This window comes from Kribbella sp. NBC_00482, assembly GCF_036013725.1.
In the GTDB taxonomy this organism is placed as follows: Bacteria; Actinomycetota; Actinomycetes; order Propionibacteriales; family Kribbellaceae; genus Kribbella.
In genome coordinates this window covers 3,472,022-3,486,363 of record NZ_CP107881.1, presented here as the reverse complement: position 1 = coordinate 3,486,363, position 14,342 = coordinate 3,472,022, and the positions used below count along the sequence as shown (strand labels likewise).

Here is a 14,342-nt window from a genome sequence, read left to right as displayed (position 1 = left end):
CTACGGCATACAACGCGAAGAGCACGCCACCGGCAACGAATTGGAACAGGCGATCCGTCGCGCACGAGATAGGAAAATTGGTACTCAACCAATCACTCGGTTGGAACGTCTTTAACCGAGTACGGGCGATTCGTCCGTGGGTTTGTGTGTAGCGAAAGGAAACTTCTGTGTTGAGCATGCGACGTGTTGCGCTGACGATCGCCGGCCTGAGCCTGGCCACGGCAGCGGCGGTCCCTCTGACCGCGGATGCGGCCAGGCCGGGGCCGGAGTCGTTCCGGGCTGCCGGCAAGGCCGCCGCCACCTTGCCGACCACCGCCGCCCAGGCCGCCACCGCGGCATGCGGCGTGTCGGTCGGTGCCGTCAACGCCACCGGTACCGCCGGCGGCTACGACATCACTGCCACCAAGCCACCGACGGTGGCGAACCTGAGTCAGTACAAGCTGTTCGGGGTCCGGGCGAGCTCGACCTGGTACGAAGAGTCCGACCGGTCCACCGACGCGTACTACGGCATGATCCTGCAGGGCGCGAACCTGTACGCCGCGGCCACGATCTACACCGGCACAGCGACCACGCCGACCGTCCGGGCGACCAAGCTGGGCACCGGCTGGAGCGGTTTCAATCAGATCACCGACTCCAACTACGTGTACGGCGCCAACCAGCACTACTTCCTGTACGGCCTGCACGCCAACGGGTCGATCTACCGCTACAAGGTGTCGGCCGCACCCAAGGCGTACGGCTCGGCGCCGGGCTTCAGCTCGGTCCGGGCGATGACGCTGATCGCCGAGACCGCGGCGTACGACACGCTGCTCGTCACCACCCGGGGCGGCCAGCTCTACACCGTGCGGATCCCCGTGACCGCGCCGATGAAGCCGATCGTGACCCAGGTCCGCGCCAGCGGGTTCGGCGGCTACGACGAACTGGTCGCGCAGCGCTGCGGCGCGACCAGCACGCTGCTGACAGCGTTCGACCACGAGACCAACCTCGGGACCGTCTTCGCCGTCGGCCGCACCACCGGCCCGACCACCGCGATCCGAAGCTTCGGCAGCTTCAAGGCGACCTTCGGCGCGAAGGTCAACTTCCTGCTCACCGGCGCCTACGGCCCGCAACGCGTCGGCGACTGAACCCCAATGCTCCCTCCCAGCCCTGCCGGGAGGGAGCAGGCCTCTGTACAAGTCCAGGGTTGCCTCTACCCGTCGGGCTGCGGGTGGTCGGCACCAGTGAGGGATTCGACAGCGGGGCGGAGGAGTTCGACGATCTCGTCGGGGTCGGCGTCGGCGAGCTGGTCGAGCTTGATCAGGTGGCGGCCGAGGACGACGCCGATCAGTACGGCGCTGATCACGGCGGCACGAAGCTCGCCGTCGTCGCCCCGGATGGCTTTGCCGACCTTGATCCGCTCGGAGTGCTTGACGCGCACTCCCGCCGCCGCGTCGGGATGGGTGAGCATCGACCGCAGCGCGGCGAGCGAACCGATCGGCTCCTCGATCAGTGACTGCCGAAGACCATCGAGCAACTGCTCGGCGACCTCCTCGGCGGTTTCGCCCGTCACCGCCGGGAACTCGGCGCGGGTGGCGAGTGCGAACAGCTGCTCCTTGCTCGCGTAATAGTGCATCACCAGGCCGGCATCGACCTGCGCCGCCGCGGCAACCGCCCGGATCGTGGTCCGGTCGTACCCGGCCTCGGCGAACAACCGCCGCGCCTCGGCCAGGATCCGCTCCTGCGTGTCGATCCGCTGCTGCGTCCGCTTGCTCTCGTTCACCGGATTCATTCTACGGGTGTTGAATAGTCCCGGTTTTCGTTCTACGCTCGTTGAACCGTTCTACAAGCGTTCAACGAAAGTGAGATGTCATGACTGATCCAGCCGGCCGGAGCCCACTCGACGTACTGGAACTTCGCCGCCAGCACCTCCTTGCCCGTGACTACGAGTCGTTCGCGGGCCTGTTCGCGGAGGATGGCGTGATCGAGCTGCCGTTCGCCGTCGGTAGCCTGCCCGCCCGCTTGGAGGGTCGCGAAGCCATCCGCGAGTTCTCCCTGAACACCGCCGACCGTCCGGTGGAGATCACTGACCTGCGGATCGTCCAGCTGCACCAGACCGTGGATCCCGAGGTGGTGATCGTCGAACTGGTCAGCGAGGCGCGCCACACCACGACCGGCGTACCCTTCCAAGCCACGTGCATCCAGGTCTTCCGCATCCACAACGGCGAGATCAAGCTGTTCCGCGACTACGTCGGCGCCGCTGGCATCCCCGATTTGAGCTAGACAGTACGGTCACCAGCCGGGAAGCGATCAGCGCACCGTCAGCTTGAAGGTGCCGCTCATGGTGGCCACGACCGGCAATATTGGGGGGTTCTTCGCATCGAAGGACATCGCAACGAAATGAGGGCTCAAGCGATGAGCTATGTGCGCTCCCTGCCACGCAACAACTAGATTCAGAGCGTGTCCCCCGCCGGCACCTGCCGTCGGAGTTCGTCGTTGAGGGCCTGTCCGTCCGGAATGTTCAGGCGCGGATACTCCCAGCGTATTACCGCGGGGTCGGTGACGCCGAGCGTGACCCGCTGAACGTGCGCCGGGCCGTGGCCGGCGATCGCTTGGCGCATCCAAGACAGCCTGGCGAACGGCACGTCGTGGACGAGCGCTTTCGGCGCGAAACGAAAGGCGCTCTGCTGAAAGATCAGCAGGCGGTGCGCCGTCAACGCGATGATGGCGTGCTGCGGCATGCGCAGTTCCGTGCCATAGATCTCTCCGACATCGCCTTGGCCGGCGAACAGCAAGCGGCCGAGGAGGCTGGGTCGAGAGTTGTAGTGGGCACCGCCCACGGCGTAGACGGGGACGGCGTGGGTGACCTGCTCCCCCGGCAACCGGTTCTCGCCGAGGAAGGTGCCTACTTTCGCCGGCAGCGTCTCGTGCATGGATTGATTGTCGCAGTGGATCCGAGAGCAGGGTGAGGTTGGACGGTTCCTGCCAACCGCTCCACCACGTTCGAAGTACGGATGCCAATCAAAGGCCTCGGTGATCAGGAGCGCTGATCCCACCGGCAGATAGTACGACACCACCCCGGCCCCGTCACGTTCGTCAAGCAGTCGATCGAAGATCCGCTTCGCCGTGTGTCGCTGCTTCCGCGGCGCGTCGAGGTCCGAGCGCAGCCAGTCGTCGATCACCACTCGGTACGCGTCAAGCCGTGAGTCGCGTTTGGGCGGTTGCTTTCTCTCCTTCGGCCATGCAGATTCCAGCGCCGCTGTCACGGTTCGGAAGCCGACGCCGTGCTTGCGCTGCAGCGCGCGGTTGGACATCCCAGATCGGGCATCCCGTCGGATCGCCGCGTACAGGTCGACCCGGGAACGCGGCTGCGTCATCGGTGGCACTCCTGACGTGAGCACGCCGTGGGCACGACTTTCGGCACCGGGCCACCGCCCGGGAACGGTGACCGCATGCGACCACAGCCCGGAATCACTGGCCCTACCGAGGTGCCTGGTCATGTGCTGCGCAGGGGTTCGGTGGGCGGTACTGAGGCGGCCCGGAGTGCGGGGTACGACCGACGACGGAGCCGATGAGCCGCGAGTAGGCCAGATCGAGTCCCACTGAAGCCCAGGTCAGTACGACGGCCCGGCCTTGCGTGGTGACGAAGACGTTGGTGACGAGCACGCCCAGGATCAGGCCTGTGATGCCGACGACGACATTAACCTCGACACCACCTGTCCGCCCCGTGTCCCTGGCGCGACGAAGATCTGCTTGCGCGGTGCCTGATCGGTCTTCCCGCAACACCTCGCGGGCCCTCAGTGTTCGCTGCTGAAGAACCGTAGCAACAGCGGGCCGACGATCTGTGGGTCGACGACGTGATCCGGCCCCTCGAGGGTCTCCCGTTGAGCGTGGGGTAGTAGGTCTGCAAGCTCGTCGGCTGCGCGGTCGAAGAAGTCCGAGGGCAGGCCTGCCATGTAGGGGACCGTGATCGGTCCTCCGGTGGTGACCAGGACCGGTTGGGTGACCGTTGCCAGTCGATCGGCCGGCAACTGGTAGCGGTTGAGGAAGAGGCTGTCGTGGACCAGCGTGGGCGCGAGGGCGACCGAATCCGCCCAATGCGCCGTCTGCTTGCCTGCCGCTTTCCTGGCCGCGATGTTGTCGTCGGAGGCGCCGGTCATGCGCATGAACAGTTCGAGAACCTCCTCGTCTCGCCCGGCGTCGAAGGCGCGTCGGGTGTCCGCGACGTACTCCTCGAATCGCGGGCGTATGTCGTCCCCGACCGCGTAGGGCACCTCCCACACGGCGATCGTGTCGATGGCTGACCCGGCCGCGGCGGCTTCCAGCGCCAGAGCGCCACCAGAGGACGCCCCGAACAGGTGCGCCGAGCCGCCCGCCTCCGCGATCAACGCATCCAGGTCCTCGATCTCCCTTTCCACGGCGTAGGGCTCGGTGAAGCCGCTCGCGCCGCGTCCCCGACGGGCATAGTTGTAAACCGTGAAGTGCTCGGCGAGAGCAGGTATCAAGGGAGCGTTCTCGGCTCCGTCGTCCTGTGCGCCGCCTACCAGGACGACAGCCGGGCCGCTGCCCTTCCGGTCGTAGGCGATGGTGGTGCCATCGTTTGATGTCACGCGAAAGGCCATCTCGTTCATCTCACATCTCCGTTCGAGAGGTTTGTCTCAGCGCCTGAGCAGCGTGCCGACGACGGCCTCGGTGCGCGACCACCGCGCCCTTGCGATCACGGCCGCCACGACGAGAAAGGCGAGCGGCAGCCAAGGGCTCTGCTCGAGCACGAACTGATCGGTGATGACAGCACCGGTCAGCAATGCCGCCAACCCGAGACTGGCCAGGCCCGCCAGAGCCGGGATCAGAAGTCCAACCCCTCCCGCGACCTCCAGCGCTCCGACCAGGTACCGGAGCCACTGGCCAGCCCCGATGTCGGCGAACATGTCCACCATGACCGGGTCGCCGGCGAGCTTCGAGATTCCGCCGCCGGCGATTATCGCCGCCAGCACGACTTGCAGAATCCAGACCCCGATGCTGCTCGCCCGCCCGGGCGTGTGCGCAACGGTTTCCGAGTTGTTCTTGGGGATGGTGCTCATTCGGCTCTCCTTGTCGTGTCCGGGCCTGGTACCGGTGATGGCGTTGGCCGAGTGGGCCGGGTTGTCGGAGTTGATTTCGACCAAGTGCTCGCGGTAGCGGCATCTACTTCTTGTTGCGGTAGAGGACCATGGTGATGGGACCGAACACCGCGACGAGAAGTACGGACGAGACGAGCACCCAGCCGATTTCCCCGGCCGGGACCGAGCCGTCCATCAGGCCGCGTACCACGGTCGCCAGGTGGGTGATCGGGTTGACCTCGACGACCGCCTGCATCCACCCGGGCATCGTCTTCGGGTCCACGAAGATGTTGCTCACGAACGTGAGCGGGAACATCACCATCATGCTGACCCCCGCCACCGAGTTCGGCGTGCGCAGGATCAGGCTGAGCATCGTCCACAGCCACGACAGGCAGAACGAGAACACCAGTAGCAGCACCACCGAGAGCACTACCCCGACGGCGCCACCCTCCGGCCGGAACCCTAGGACCAGTCCGAGCGTGATCACGATCGCCGACCCGATCGAGTAGCGCACCAGATCGCCGAGCAGGGCGCCGACCAGCGGCGACGGTCGCCACACCGGAAGTGACCTGAACCTGTCGAACACCCCCTTCTGGATGTCGGTGTTCAGCGTGATGCCAGTGTTCATGGTGATCATGACGTTCGCCTGCACCAGGATGCCGGGCAGCAGGAACTGCAGGTACTCCTGAGTCGACCCGGCGAGCGCGCCACCGAACAGGTAGGTGAACATCAGCGTGAACATGATCGGGAACATGGTCACGTCGACGAGCTGCTCCGGGACGTGTTTGATCTTCAGCAAAGCGCGCCAGCCGAATGTCAACGAGGTGAGCACCGGACCGGGGCGCGACGGCCGCTCGCCGGCCAACAGCACACTGCGGAGCGCGTCCTCGGTGACCGGCGCCGACGCCTGCTCTGCGGACGTGGCATTCATGCGGCATCCTCCTCGGGTGTCTCCTCGGCGGCGTGCCCGGTCAGGGCGAGGAACACCTCGTCCAGGCTCGGCTGACCGAGCGCGAACTCGGTGACGTCGATGCCGCTGCGGGACAGCTCGGCCAGGGAACGGGCGACCCGCTCGGGGTCGGAGATCCGCGCGGACAGCGCAGCCGGGTCAGCGGACGGCTCGGCCGGCACCTCGAGGACGCCGGCGAGGACCCGCTCTGCCTCGGCCCGCTGCTCGGGCGCACGTAGCCGTACGTGCAGCGAGCCGGCGCCGACCGATGCCTTGAGCTCGCCGCTCGTGCCCTCGGCGATCACCTTCCCGTGGTCGATCACCGCTATCCGGTCGGCCAGCTGGTCGGCCTCGTCGAGGTACTGCGTGGTCAGCAACACGGTGGCGCCCTCGGCGACCATGCCCCTGACGATCTCCCAGACCTGGTTCCTGCTGCGCGGATCGAGCCCGGTCGTGGGCTCGTCGAGGAAGATCAGTTCGGGGGTGACGACCAGGCTCGCCGCGATGTCGATGCGCCGGCGCATCCCGCCGGAGTACTTCTTCACCTGCCGGTCGGCCGCCTCGGCAAGACCGAACGCGTCGAGCAGGTCGGTCGCCCGCTCCCTGCCTAGGCGGCGTGAGTAGCCGAGCAGCCTGGCGAGCAGCAACAGGTTCTCCACCCCGGTGAGGTCCTCGTCGACCGACGCGAACTGCCCGGTGAGGCCCACCCTGCTCCGCACCGCCTGGGCGTCACGCACGACGTCGTAGCCGAGCACTTGCGCCTCTCCGGCGTCGGGGCGCAGGAGCGTGGCCAGCATGCGGATCGTGGTGGTCTTGCCCGCCCCGTTCGGGCCGAGCACGCCGTACACGCCCCCGGCGCTCACGGCCAGGTCCACACCGGCGACCGCGTGGGTCTTGCCGAAGCTCTTCTTCAACCCTCTCGTCTCGATCGCGAGCTTTCCCATGGGTTCGATTCCTTCTCTCGGTGTTGCGAACGGATTGGTTGAGCACTAGTCAAGTTTGGTTACTTGGCCAGAGTGCACGAGGAGGAACGTCTAGTCAAGTTTGATTAGAAGCGCATCTTGAGGTGATCGGGGACCGTTCGCCACGAACCCGGATCATCGGCCATGGTGTAGGCGCCCTCAGCCAGTCGTTTGCTCAGGCTCTTCGCCCACTCCAGTTCGGTGCGTGCGTGTCCCGCCCACAGTTCGGCCTGATCGCGGACGTGCTCGGGGGTGTCCCGATTGGGGTGCTCCCGCCACTTGGCCTGCTCTACGAGCTCCGCTTCCAGGCGCGCGACTCGCTCGTTGACGTGCGCGATGGCATCTGTCCTGGTCAGCATGGGCAACATGGCGATGGCCGCGTTGAGCATGGCCGGGTCGTGGGTGCGCCGCAGACCGTCGCGGACAAGTTCGACTATCTCGTCACGTCCCCGAGCTGTCGCGCGGTACAGAACGCGCTCCGGCCCGGAGTTGCCCGGCTCGGGGTGTTCGGTGAGGAGGCCATCAGCCGCCGCCTTCTTCAGCGCGTGATAAATCGAGCCGGGCTTGATCTTGGCCCAAATCTCCACACCCCAGCTCTGCAGTTCGGACCGCACCTGGTAGCCATGCGCGCCGCCGGAGAGGTGCACGACACCGAGTACCAGGAGCTTCGTCGCCGACATGCGCCCACCTCCGCTCAATCTGCTCGGACTCGCTCCGCTTGCGCGCCCGCCAGGGTGTGTGTCAACTCCCACCAACACTAGGGTGCCCTCCTGGTCCGGCGCCGTGGTGGGGCCAGCAGGATGGGCTGACTTTGTGGTCGAGGCTGAGCGACCGGTTGCCCAGTGCCCCAGTCGGCTAGACGGTCGAGTTCTTCGGTGGTGCTTTCGACACAGCCCGGGTGCGGTGGAGAGACGGCCTCGCCGTCTCGCGCGACAGGGAACGGCAAGTAGATCGAATGGCCGAGGTGTGAGACTCGGACGTCATCGTCCCGTCCGGATTCGCCACGTCGTCGACGTCTCCGACCGCAGCGACCCGAACTCAACCCTCGAGACTTGCGACCGCGCCGACACCATTGTCAGGCCCCTCCGACCAGTTGACTGCCTTGCCAGCACCGACTGGTTTCGAGTCCCCGTCTCCGAGTTTCCGATGGCTCAAACGTTGAGCATGCCTCTGGTGTGCGTTGCGCGATGTGAGTCAGGAGGCCTGATGGCTAGGGAGCCGTTTCCGCTCGGGACGTGGGGGAATATCGCCGTACGGCCGATCAAGCGTGATTGTCGAGGGCGCGCCGTCAAGTTCGAGGCGAGCGGGCGTTATCGAGACCTCGGCGGTCGTACTCGGCGGGTAGCGGCTTGGGGAGGTACTGCGGGCGAGGCGGAGAACAATCTCAGGGCCAAGTTCAAGGCACGGAGGATCGTTGCCGAGTCTGCGGAGCTGAAGTCAACGGATCGCGTGTCGATTGCGGCTGAGCTGTTCTTGGCCGAGGTCAAAGACAAGGTCGAGCACGATGCGCTGGCTCCAGGAACGTACGACACGTATCGCTATCAGTACGACAAGAACCTCGAGCCCCGCATCGGCGAGCTGCGACTGATCGAAGCGACCATCCCCAGAGTCAACAAGGTGATCGTGAAGGTCAGGGACGAGGTCGGCGTGGCGAGCGCCAAGACCTGCAAGAGCATCCTCACAGGAACGTTCGGTCTCGCGGTGAGGCACGGCGCCATTTCGTCGAACCCGGTCCGCGAGATCAAGATCGGCGGCAAGTCCAAACGCAAGCGTCCCCGGGCCTTGGAGAAGGAAGAACGAGAGCAGTGGTTCGAGCTGCTCGAACAAGACGAACGCGCCGTCCGCGCTGACCTGGTCGACCTGTGCAAGTTCATGCTGACCACTGGCGAGCGCATCGGCGAATGTCTGGCTGTGAGCTGGGAAGATCTCAACTGGACGACCGGTGAGATCGACTGCAGCCATCAGATCCAGAGAATCAAGGGACACGGGCTGATACGGCGCAGAGTCAAGTCGCCGGCCGGTGAACGCATCGTGGGGCTACCCCAGTGAGCGCTCGACATGCTGACGACCAGATGGATGCCAGGAACCCCATTGGACAGCCCCATCTTTCCTAGCAGCGAGGGTGGCTTTCGGGACCCGCACAACGTTCAGAAGGCACTGCGCGAGGCCCGTCGACCGGTTGGAAGCCAACGTCGGCAGGAACTAGGGCGGGTGCTTCAGCAGCACCGGCGAAACGCCGGACTGAAGCAGACCGACGTCGTCACGAACCTCGGTTGGCGCAAGACCCGCATCAGCCTCATTGAGACCGGTCGGGTTCGACTCGACCCCGGCGAGGCTACCGAGCTTGCTGACCTGTACAGGCTGTCCCGGGCCGACCGGACGTCGCTCCTGGAACTGACCGAACTCGCCGGCATGCGCTCGCTGGCTGACGAACTCGGCTGGGTCACCGCACACGTCTTCCGGAAGACCACAGCGACCATTCTGGAGGAGTCCGGCCAGTCGCCCCGACAGATCGCAGACCAACTGGGGCACGCGCAGACGACAACGACGATGGACGACTACGTCGGCCGACGGGCCCGGAACCCCGAGGCGGCTCGCCATCTCGAACAGGCTCTCCGCGACATCCACGAGCAGGGGCGGCAAACGCCGGAAGGACCTGCGATCTAGTGGCACCCCGGGGCGGCCGAGAGCCGCAAAGCGGTGGGTAACCGGTGGGTTGAGGCCCGGAGGTTCATCACTTCCGGGTTATATGACCAGGTCAGAGAGCCGGTGAGGGGACTCGAACCCCTAACCCCCGCTTTACAAGTGCGAGGGCCGCCATAGATGGGGTTGTCTAGAGGCGGAAACCGCGGCATCCGGACTGTCTCCGCTGTCAAACCTGGCTTGAGTCGACTGGTGTTCATTGACAGAGCCATTGACAGACCGGGAGCGCGTGTTGGTGCTGCCCCCATCCCTCGGGACGTCGAAGCGTGTCACCTGCGCACCACCATAAATTGGGTCATCGTCGGCGAACCACATCTGGTGCGACTGGGTGCCCCGAGGGTCAACTCGGCTCCCTGGGACTCGCCCGAGCAAGAATATTGCCCCGCCTGTCTGGCGATCAGCTCCCACCATCGGGAGCTCACGCGACGGGTCGCTCCACGCGGACTGCTCTCACTGATGCCACCCTGGGGGCATCAGCCGCCTTCCCAGAGGCCAGGAGCTATGCGATGCCAGCCCTCGCTCGGACCACAGAAAGGCCACGAGGTGCGAGTCGGCGTGGCCGAGATCGCCAAGACGCCACTTACTGTTGTCGTCAGCATCACACGTCGCGACTAGGTTTCGCCAATGTCCGCAATGATGCCTGAGCTGACGCCATACCTCGTGAACATCCGCACTACTCAGTTTCCGCGTCGGTTGCAGGTCCTCGATGGCGCAGCAGCTCTGTAAGTTCGCGCAGGGTTGTGAGTGTCTCCGGGTGGTCCGGGCCAAGGATTTCCTGCTCGGCAGCCAAGACGGCGCGGTATTCGACTTCCGCGTCCGTGAGGTTGCCTTTGTCTCGCAACACCGTCGCTAATGCGAACCTAGTGACCCGAATGTCTTCCTCGCCGGCCTCAAGCATGTCACTTTGTGCAGCGAGCACCGCACGAAGCTCCCCCTCTGCCGATTCAAAATGTCCCCTCGCTCCTTGGACCCGGGCCAAGTCAGCCCTGAGGTGAAGTACGTGTGGGTGGTCGTCTCCGAGTGCTTCAGTCTGCGCGGCCAGGAGTAACGAAAATTCCGTCTCGGCCGCCTGAAGATCTTCCCTGTTGCGTAGGGACACGGCCAAATCGTGCCAGTTGGTGAAAACTTGTACGTCTTCCGGCTCGAGGATCTCGCGTTGAACATGGAGAATCGCACGATACTCTGCTTCAGCTTCCTCAAACTCTCCCCGATCGCGAAGCACGCCTGCCAAGCGATTGCGGACGATTAGCGTCGACCGGTGGTCGGGACCATGCGCTTCGCGCTCGGCGGCCAGAACTGCGCGATATTCAGCCTCGGCCGCATCGAGGTTGCCCCGTTCGCGAAGCACGCCACCCAGACCGTAGCGCGTCATCCGAATATCAGCATGATCGGGTTCAAAGGACTTTTGTTGCATCTCAAGCAGTGCTCGGTACTCGAACTCCGCGGATTCAAGATCTTTCAGGTCACTCAGAACGCCGGCGAGTTGGTACCAAGTAACGAGAGTCGATGGATGGTCCCGTCCCAGAGCCTCGGCCTCGGCCGACCATATGGCGCGATACTCCGTCTCGGCGGCATCGAGGTTTTTCTTATCACGCAGCACCTTCGCCAGCCCAAAACGCGCCGTCCGACTGCCTGAGTCATTGGCGCCAAGCACCCCGTGCTGCACAGCGAGCACCGCCCGGTACTCCGCCTCAGCGTCTTCGAAGTTGCGGCGCATCCGCAAAGCTTCGGCGATCGAACAACGAACTGCGAGAGCGCTCGCGCTTCGCACACGATTGGACAGCTCGTACACCTTCCAGATCCGACGGAATTCGGCTTCAGCTTCTACATACCTCCCTCCCTCTAGGAGCATTTTCGCAAGATTGAAACGCATTTTTAGGATGCGTTGACTATCCGGAAAGAGTTTCCCAATGCGCAACTGGAGCTGAATAGAATCGAGTTGCGCTTCCGTCGAGTTCGGCATCGACAACCCGCACGCCGTGATGGCAAACATCGCAAAAATGCCAGACGGCCTCCACAATAGCCGAACGAAAAGACGATTCGATGCGCGGAGTTCTCTCTCAGCTTCGTCATATTGGTTGAGCTGCCACAGGCGGTGCCCAATGGCGTGGAGAACGACTCGCACATGCGATCGTGACCGCGCCGCGCATCGAACAAGCTCCAGATATGAATTTAGATTCTCTAAACCCTGCGTATACACATAGCCGTGCGATATGTGCACCGCGAGCGCCGCGACAGAGCGAGCGAAGCTCCGGGCCGCGGCCCGGCCGCAATAGTCATGATCGGCAACTATGCGCCTCGCGACCATCCGTAGGTGTGGCTCTAGAAGGTGCAGCGGCCGCCATGCATGTTCACCTGACATCATACTTACCTCGCCACAAACCGCCTCAAGTCTGTACACACTTGCGTCCCGGATCGTCCGCGCCTCCCTCCGATCTGCGTTGAGCGTCTCGGAGACCACCTCAGACACGAGCCGATGAACGACGATTGCGTCCGACCATTCATTCGGGATCTCGTCAGCGATGAAGCTGTTCTGCTCAGAGAAGTCGACGAGGGCCAATTGTTGGAGAGCTTCGAGGACCTCACTCAGCCTGCGGTCTGACATGCTTAGGCTGGTCTCCCGATCGGCGTTCCTCCATCTCCGCATATCCGCGCCGGATGATCGATCGCCGAGATTCCTGACCAGCGTTATTGGAACGGGAGAAGCGTCATACGTAGACAAGATCTGCAGCAGCCTTCGAGCCTCTCTGAAGCCTTGTTGGTCTAGGAAATCAAGCGAAAGCTCCCAAGTCGCCATGACCATATTCCGAGAACGATCCTGCGCCGCAGCGGAAAGACCCATCGGTCGACTGACCAGTTCACCGAAGCGCGTATCGAGCGCTGCGCGGTACTCATTGAGAGAGAGCCTAGACGTTCGATTGACCCAGATCAGGTACTGGCCGGCTGCGCGTAACGCAAGGGGTAGACCGCCGAGACGGTCCGATAGCAACTCGGCATCCTTGCGCGAACCGACGTATCGCTGATCGATCGCTCCAATCAAATCCATGACAACCGAGGCGCCAGCACGCGATGACAAGGGGCCAACTCTTCGCTCATGGATTTCTTCGCCCCAGATGTCCGTTGAACCCATCCTGCTGGTTATAAGGACCAAACCCCTTCGACTCGCCCGCACCCAGCCATTGCCGGCTCTGACTGGGTGTCCATCCGCGGCGAGAACGCTGGGATCATCAGCGTTATCCATTATGAGAAGCCAGTCGCTAGTTGACGCCTCAAGAATCTCCCAGATTGCGTCAACTGCTCCCGGCTCGATCGGAGACTCGGGCATGCGCGCTTCGGGCCGACGAACATCTCGCGCGACAGCCCACATTGCGGTCTCGACGGCTGACTGATCAGCTGAAACTATCCAGAATACCCGGACGCCTTTTCGCTGCGCCTCGCGAGCGACAGCGAGTGCAATTGCTGATTTTCCGACTCCTCCAAGGCCATGGAGTACCCAGTAAGGATTTAATGTCTCTGAATGATTGCGCTGGCCCTGCTGAGCGGCAGTCACAGCTGCAATGATCTCGCGGACGATCTTGCTCCTCCCGCTCAAGCGGTTAGGCAGAAGGTTGAGCGGCGGCGTCGTCGATGCGCCAGCTAGGATCGCTGGTTTCTCAGACCCAATCAGGTTATTGATCGTAATTGGCGCGTTTATGTCTCGTCCGGCCGCGGCTGACCCAGATCCGCTTGCCAAGACCCCCCAACGGCGTTTCAAGCGATTACCGCCCCCGCCGCGCTTTTATCCTTAACTTTCCTCTAATGCTCTTACCGGCAGCTACGGCGCCCGCGCCCGTTGCTGACACGCCATCCAACTGACCGACATTAGATGCTCGACCCGAACTAGGGTCCTGCGCATCGATGTCAACATCAGCATCGACCGATTCCGCTGCGGCGACTGCGCCCGTACCTGAAGCCGTAACCGTGACGCTCTGCTCATTTAAAGTCAACCACACCTGAGAGCCGACTATAACCACGGCCGTAACGCAGAGCCCAATGATCCACGGCCACGCCCATTTTTCCGTTACCGAATTGGTTATTACTCCAGAAACCACTCCAGCAAGCGCAGATACGCCTGCTGCCGTAGCACGAGCCGTCAAGTTCGTCATACGCCCCCCTGATGACGTCAGCCAGCCGATCTTGCGGCTCGCCGTAACCGGAGTTCACGCCGAGCAGGCGGGCCGTGCGGAACTCAGCCTGTCGATCACGTCGGCGTGCCGAGCTAAGAGCGATTATGTTGCGCTGAGGGACGAGTGGCAAGGCTTCTCAGCTAGCTGCCGATTCGGACCGGATTACTCAGTCGGCACAGGGGCCCGCTTGCTGACAACGACGACACATCGCGAAAGCCAACTGTCGCAGGTGCACCGCAGGGTCGGACATTGCTCCCAGGCATGGCCCGAGGGCTGCGAACGGACGCCTTCTATTGAGGGATCGCTGCCGGCACACGGCCTCAGCCAGGTGGGTCGCCTCCTCACGGTCTGACGGGTTGCTCAACTCCGCCTACAGGACCGATCCAACGGGCGGAGACGCAGGGACACGCTCTCAGTCGCCGAGCTCACGGTCATGCGTCGCGACACACAAGACCTACGCTCGAGACGTGATTCTGCCGCCGCCCTTGTC

The 14,342-nt window shown here is 63.8% G+C and carries 12 protein-coding genes; 4 read left to right on the top strand and 8 right to left on the bottom strand.

Features of this window, described 5'->3' with window-relative positions:
* The first annotated feature begins 176 nt into the window (after nucleotides 1-176).
* A complete protein-coding gene (locus OHB24_RS17240; protein ID WP_327640051.1) occupies nucleotides 177-1,121 on the top strand; it encodes a hypothetical protein in 945 nt (314 codons plus the stop codon).
* Nucleotides 1,122-1,186: 65 nt separating this feature from the next.
* Here the strand turns inward: OHB24_RS17240 and OHB24_RS17235 are convergent, their stop codons facing one another.
* A complete protein-coding gene (locus tag OHB24_RS17235) occupies nucleotides 1,187-1,756 on the bottom strand; it encodes a TetR/AcrR family transcriptional regulator (RefSeq protein WP_327640050.1) in 570 nt (189 codons plus the stop codon).
* A gap of 89 nt (nucleotides 1,757-1,845) precedes the next feature.
* Here OHB24_RS17235 and OHB24_RS17230 point away from each other — a divergent pair, with 89 nt between their 5' ends.
* A complete protein-coding gene (locus tag OHB24_RS17230; protein ID WP_327640049.1) occupies nucleotides 1,846-2,256 on the top strand; it encodes a nuclear transport factor 2 family protein in 411 nt (136 codons plus the stop codon).
* A gap of 170 nt (nucleotides 2,257-2,426) precedes the next feature.
* On the opposite strand, the gene OHB24_RS17225 is transcribed toward OHB24_RS17230, so the two are convergent.
* From OHB24_RS17225 to OHB24_RS17200, 6 genes are all read right to left on the bottom strand, one after another.
* The gene (locus OHB24_RS17225) at nucleotides 2,427-3,350 is read right to left on the bottom strand and encodes a hypothetical protein (protein WP_327641176.1); all 924 of its coding nucleotides are present in this window, start codon (nucleotides 3,348-3,350) and stop codon (nucleotides 2,427-2,429) included.
* 420 nt (nucleotides 3,351-3,770) lie between these two features.
* Nucleotides 3,771-4,583: an alpha/beta fold hydrolase gene (locus tag OHB24_RS17220; RefSeq protein WP_238175466.1), complete on the bottom strand. Its 813-nt coding sequence runs from the start codon at nucleotides 4,581-4,583 to the stop codon at nucleotides 3,771-3,773.
* Nucleotides 4,584-4,631: 48 nt separating this feature from the next.
* Nucleotides 4,632-5,054: a DoxX family protein gene (locus OHB24_RS17215; protein ID WP_090791372.1), complete on the bottom strand. Its 423-nt coding sequence runs from the start codon at nucleotides 5,052-5,054 to the stop codon at nucleotides 4,632-4,634.
* 103 nt (nucleotides 5,055-5,157) lie between these two features.
* A complete protein-coding gene (locus OHB24_RS17210; protein WP_134130471.1) occupies nucleotides 5,158-6,003 on the bottom strand; it encodes an ABC transporter permease in 846 nt (281 codons plus the stop codon).
* The gene (locus OHB24_RS17205; protein ID WP_327640048.1) at nucleotides 6,000-6,965 is read right to left on the bottom strand and encodes an ATP-binding cassette domain-containing protein; all 966 of its coding nucleotides are present in this window, start codon (nucleotides 6,963-6,965) and stop codon (nucleotides 6,000-6,002) included. Before OHB24_RS17205 ends, OHB24_RS17210 begins: the two co-directional genes overlap by 4 nt.
* A gap of 104 nt (nucleotides 6,966-7,069) precedes the next feature.
* On the bottom strand, nucleotides 7,070-7,663 hold the full coding sequence (locus OHB24_RS17200) for a PadR family transcriptional regulator (protein WP_134130473.1): 594 nt from the start codon (nucleotides 7,661-7,663) through the stop codon (nucleotides 7,070-7,072).
* A 526-nt stretch (nucleotides 7,664-8,189) separates the two neighbouring features.
* Here OHB24_RS17200 and OHB24_RS17195 point away from each other — a divergent pair.
* Both OHB24_RS17195 and OHB24_RS17190 read left to right on the top strand, forming a co-directional pair.
* Nucleotides 8,190-9,032 carry a site-specific integrase gene (locus tag OHB24_RS17195; RefSeq protein WP_327640047.1) on the top strand — a complete coding sequence of 281 codons (843 nt, stop codon included), beginning with the start codon at nucleotides 8,190-8,192 and terminating at the stop codon, nucleotides 9,030-9,032.
* Between the two features lie 162 nt (nucleotides 9,033-9,194).
* Entirely contained in the window at nucleotides 9,195-9,650 is a 456-nt protein-coding gene (locus OHB24_RS17190) for a helix-turn-helix domain-containing protein (protein WP_327640046.1), read from the top strand.
* Between the two features lie 709 nt (nucleotides 9,651-10,359).
* On the opposite strand, the gene OHB24_RS17185 is transcribed toward OHB24_RS17190, so the two are convergent.
* Nucleotides 10,360-12,816, bottom strand: a complete 2,457-nt coding sequence (locus tag OHB24_RS17185; protein WP_327640045.1) for a tetratricopeptide repeat protein — start codon at nucleotides 12,814-12,816, stop codon at nucleotides 10,360-10,362.
* Nucleotides 12,817-14,342 lie beyond the last annotated feature (1,526 nt).

Coding starts and splice junctions, on each gene's coding strand:
- OHB24_RS17230 (WP_327640049.1), top strand. CDS start 1,846: ATGACTGATCCAGCCGGCCGGAGCCCACTCGACGTACTGGAACTTCGC.
- OHB24_RS17225 (WP_327641176.1), bottom strand. CDS start 3,350: ATGACGCAGCCGCGTTCCCGGGTCGACCTGTACGCGGCGATCCGACGG.
- OHB24_RS17210 (WP_134130471.1), bottom strand. CDS start 6,003: ATGAATGCCACGTCCGCAGAGCAGGCGTCGGCGCCGGTCACCGAGGAC.
- OHB24_RS17195 (WP_327640047.1), top strand. CDS start 8,190: ATGGCTAGGGAGCCGTTTCCGCTCGGGACGTGGGGGAATATCGCCGTA.
- OHB24_RS17240 (WP_327640051.1), top strand. CDS start 177: ATGCGACGTGTTGCGCTGACGATCGCCGGCCTGAGCCTGGCCACGGCA.
- OHB24_RS17205 (WP_327640048.1), bottom strand. CDS start 6,965: ATGGGAAAGCTCGCGATCGAGACGAGAGGGTTGAAGAAGAGCTTCGGC.
- OHB24_RS17215 (WP_090791372.1), bottom strand. CDS start 5,054: ATGAGCACCATCCCCAAGAACAACTCGGAAACCGTTGCGCACACGCCC.
- OHB24_RS17185 (WP_327640045.1), bottom strand. CDS start 12,816: ATGGGTTCAACGGACATCTGGGGCGAAGAAATCCATGAGCGAAGAGTT.
- OHB24_RS17200 (WP_134130473.1), bottom strand. CDS start 7,663: ATGTCGGCGACGAAGCTCCTGGTACTCGGTGTCGTGCACCTCTCCGGC.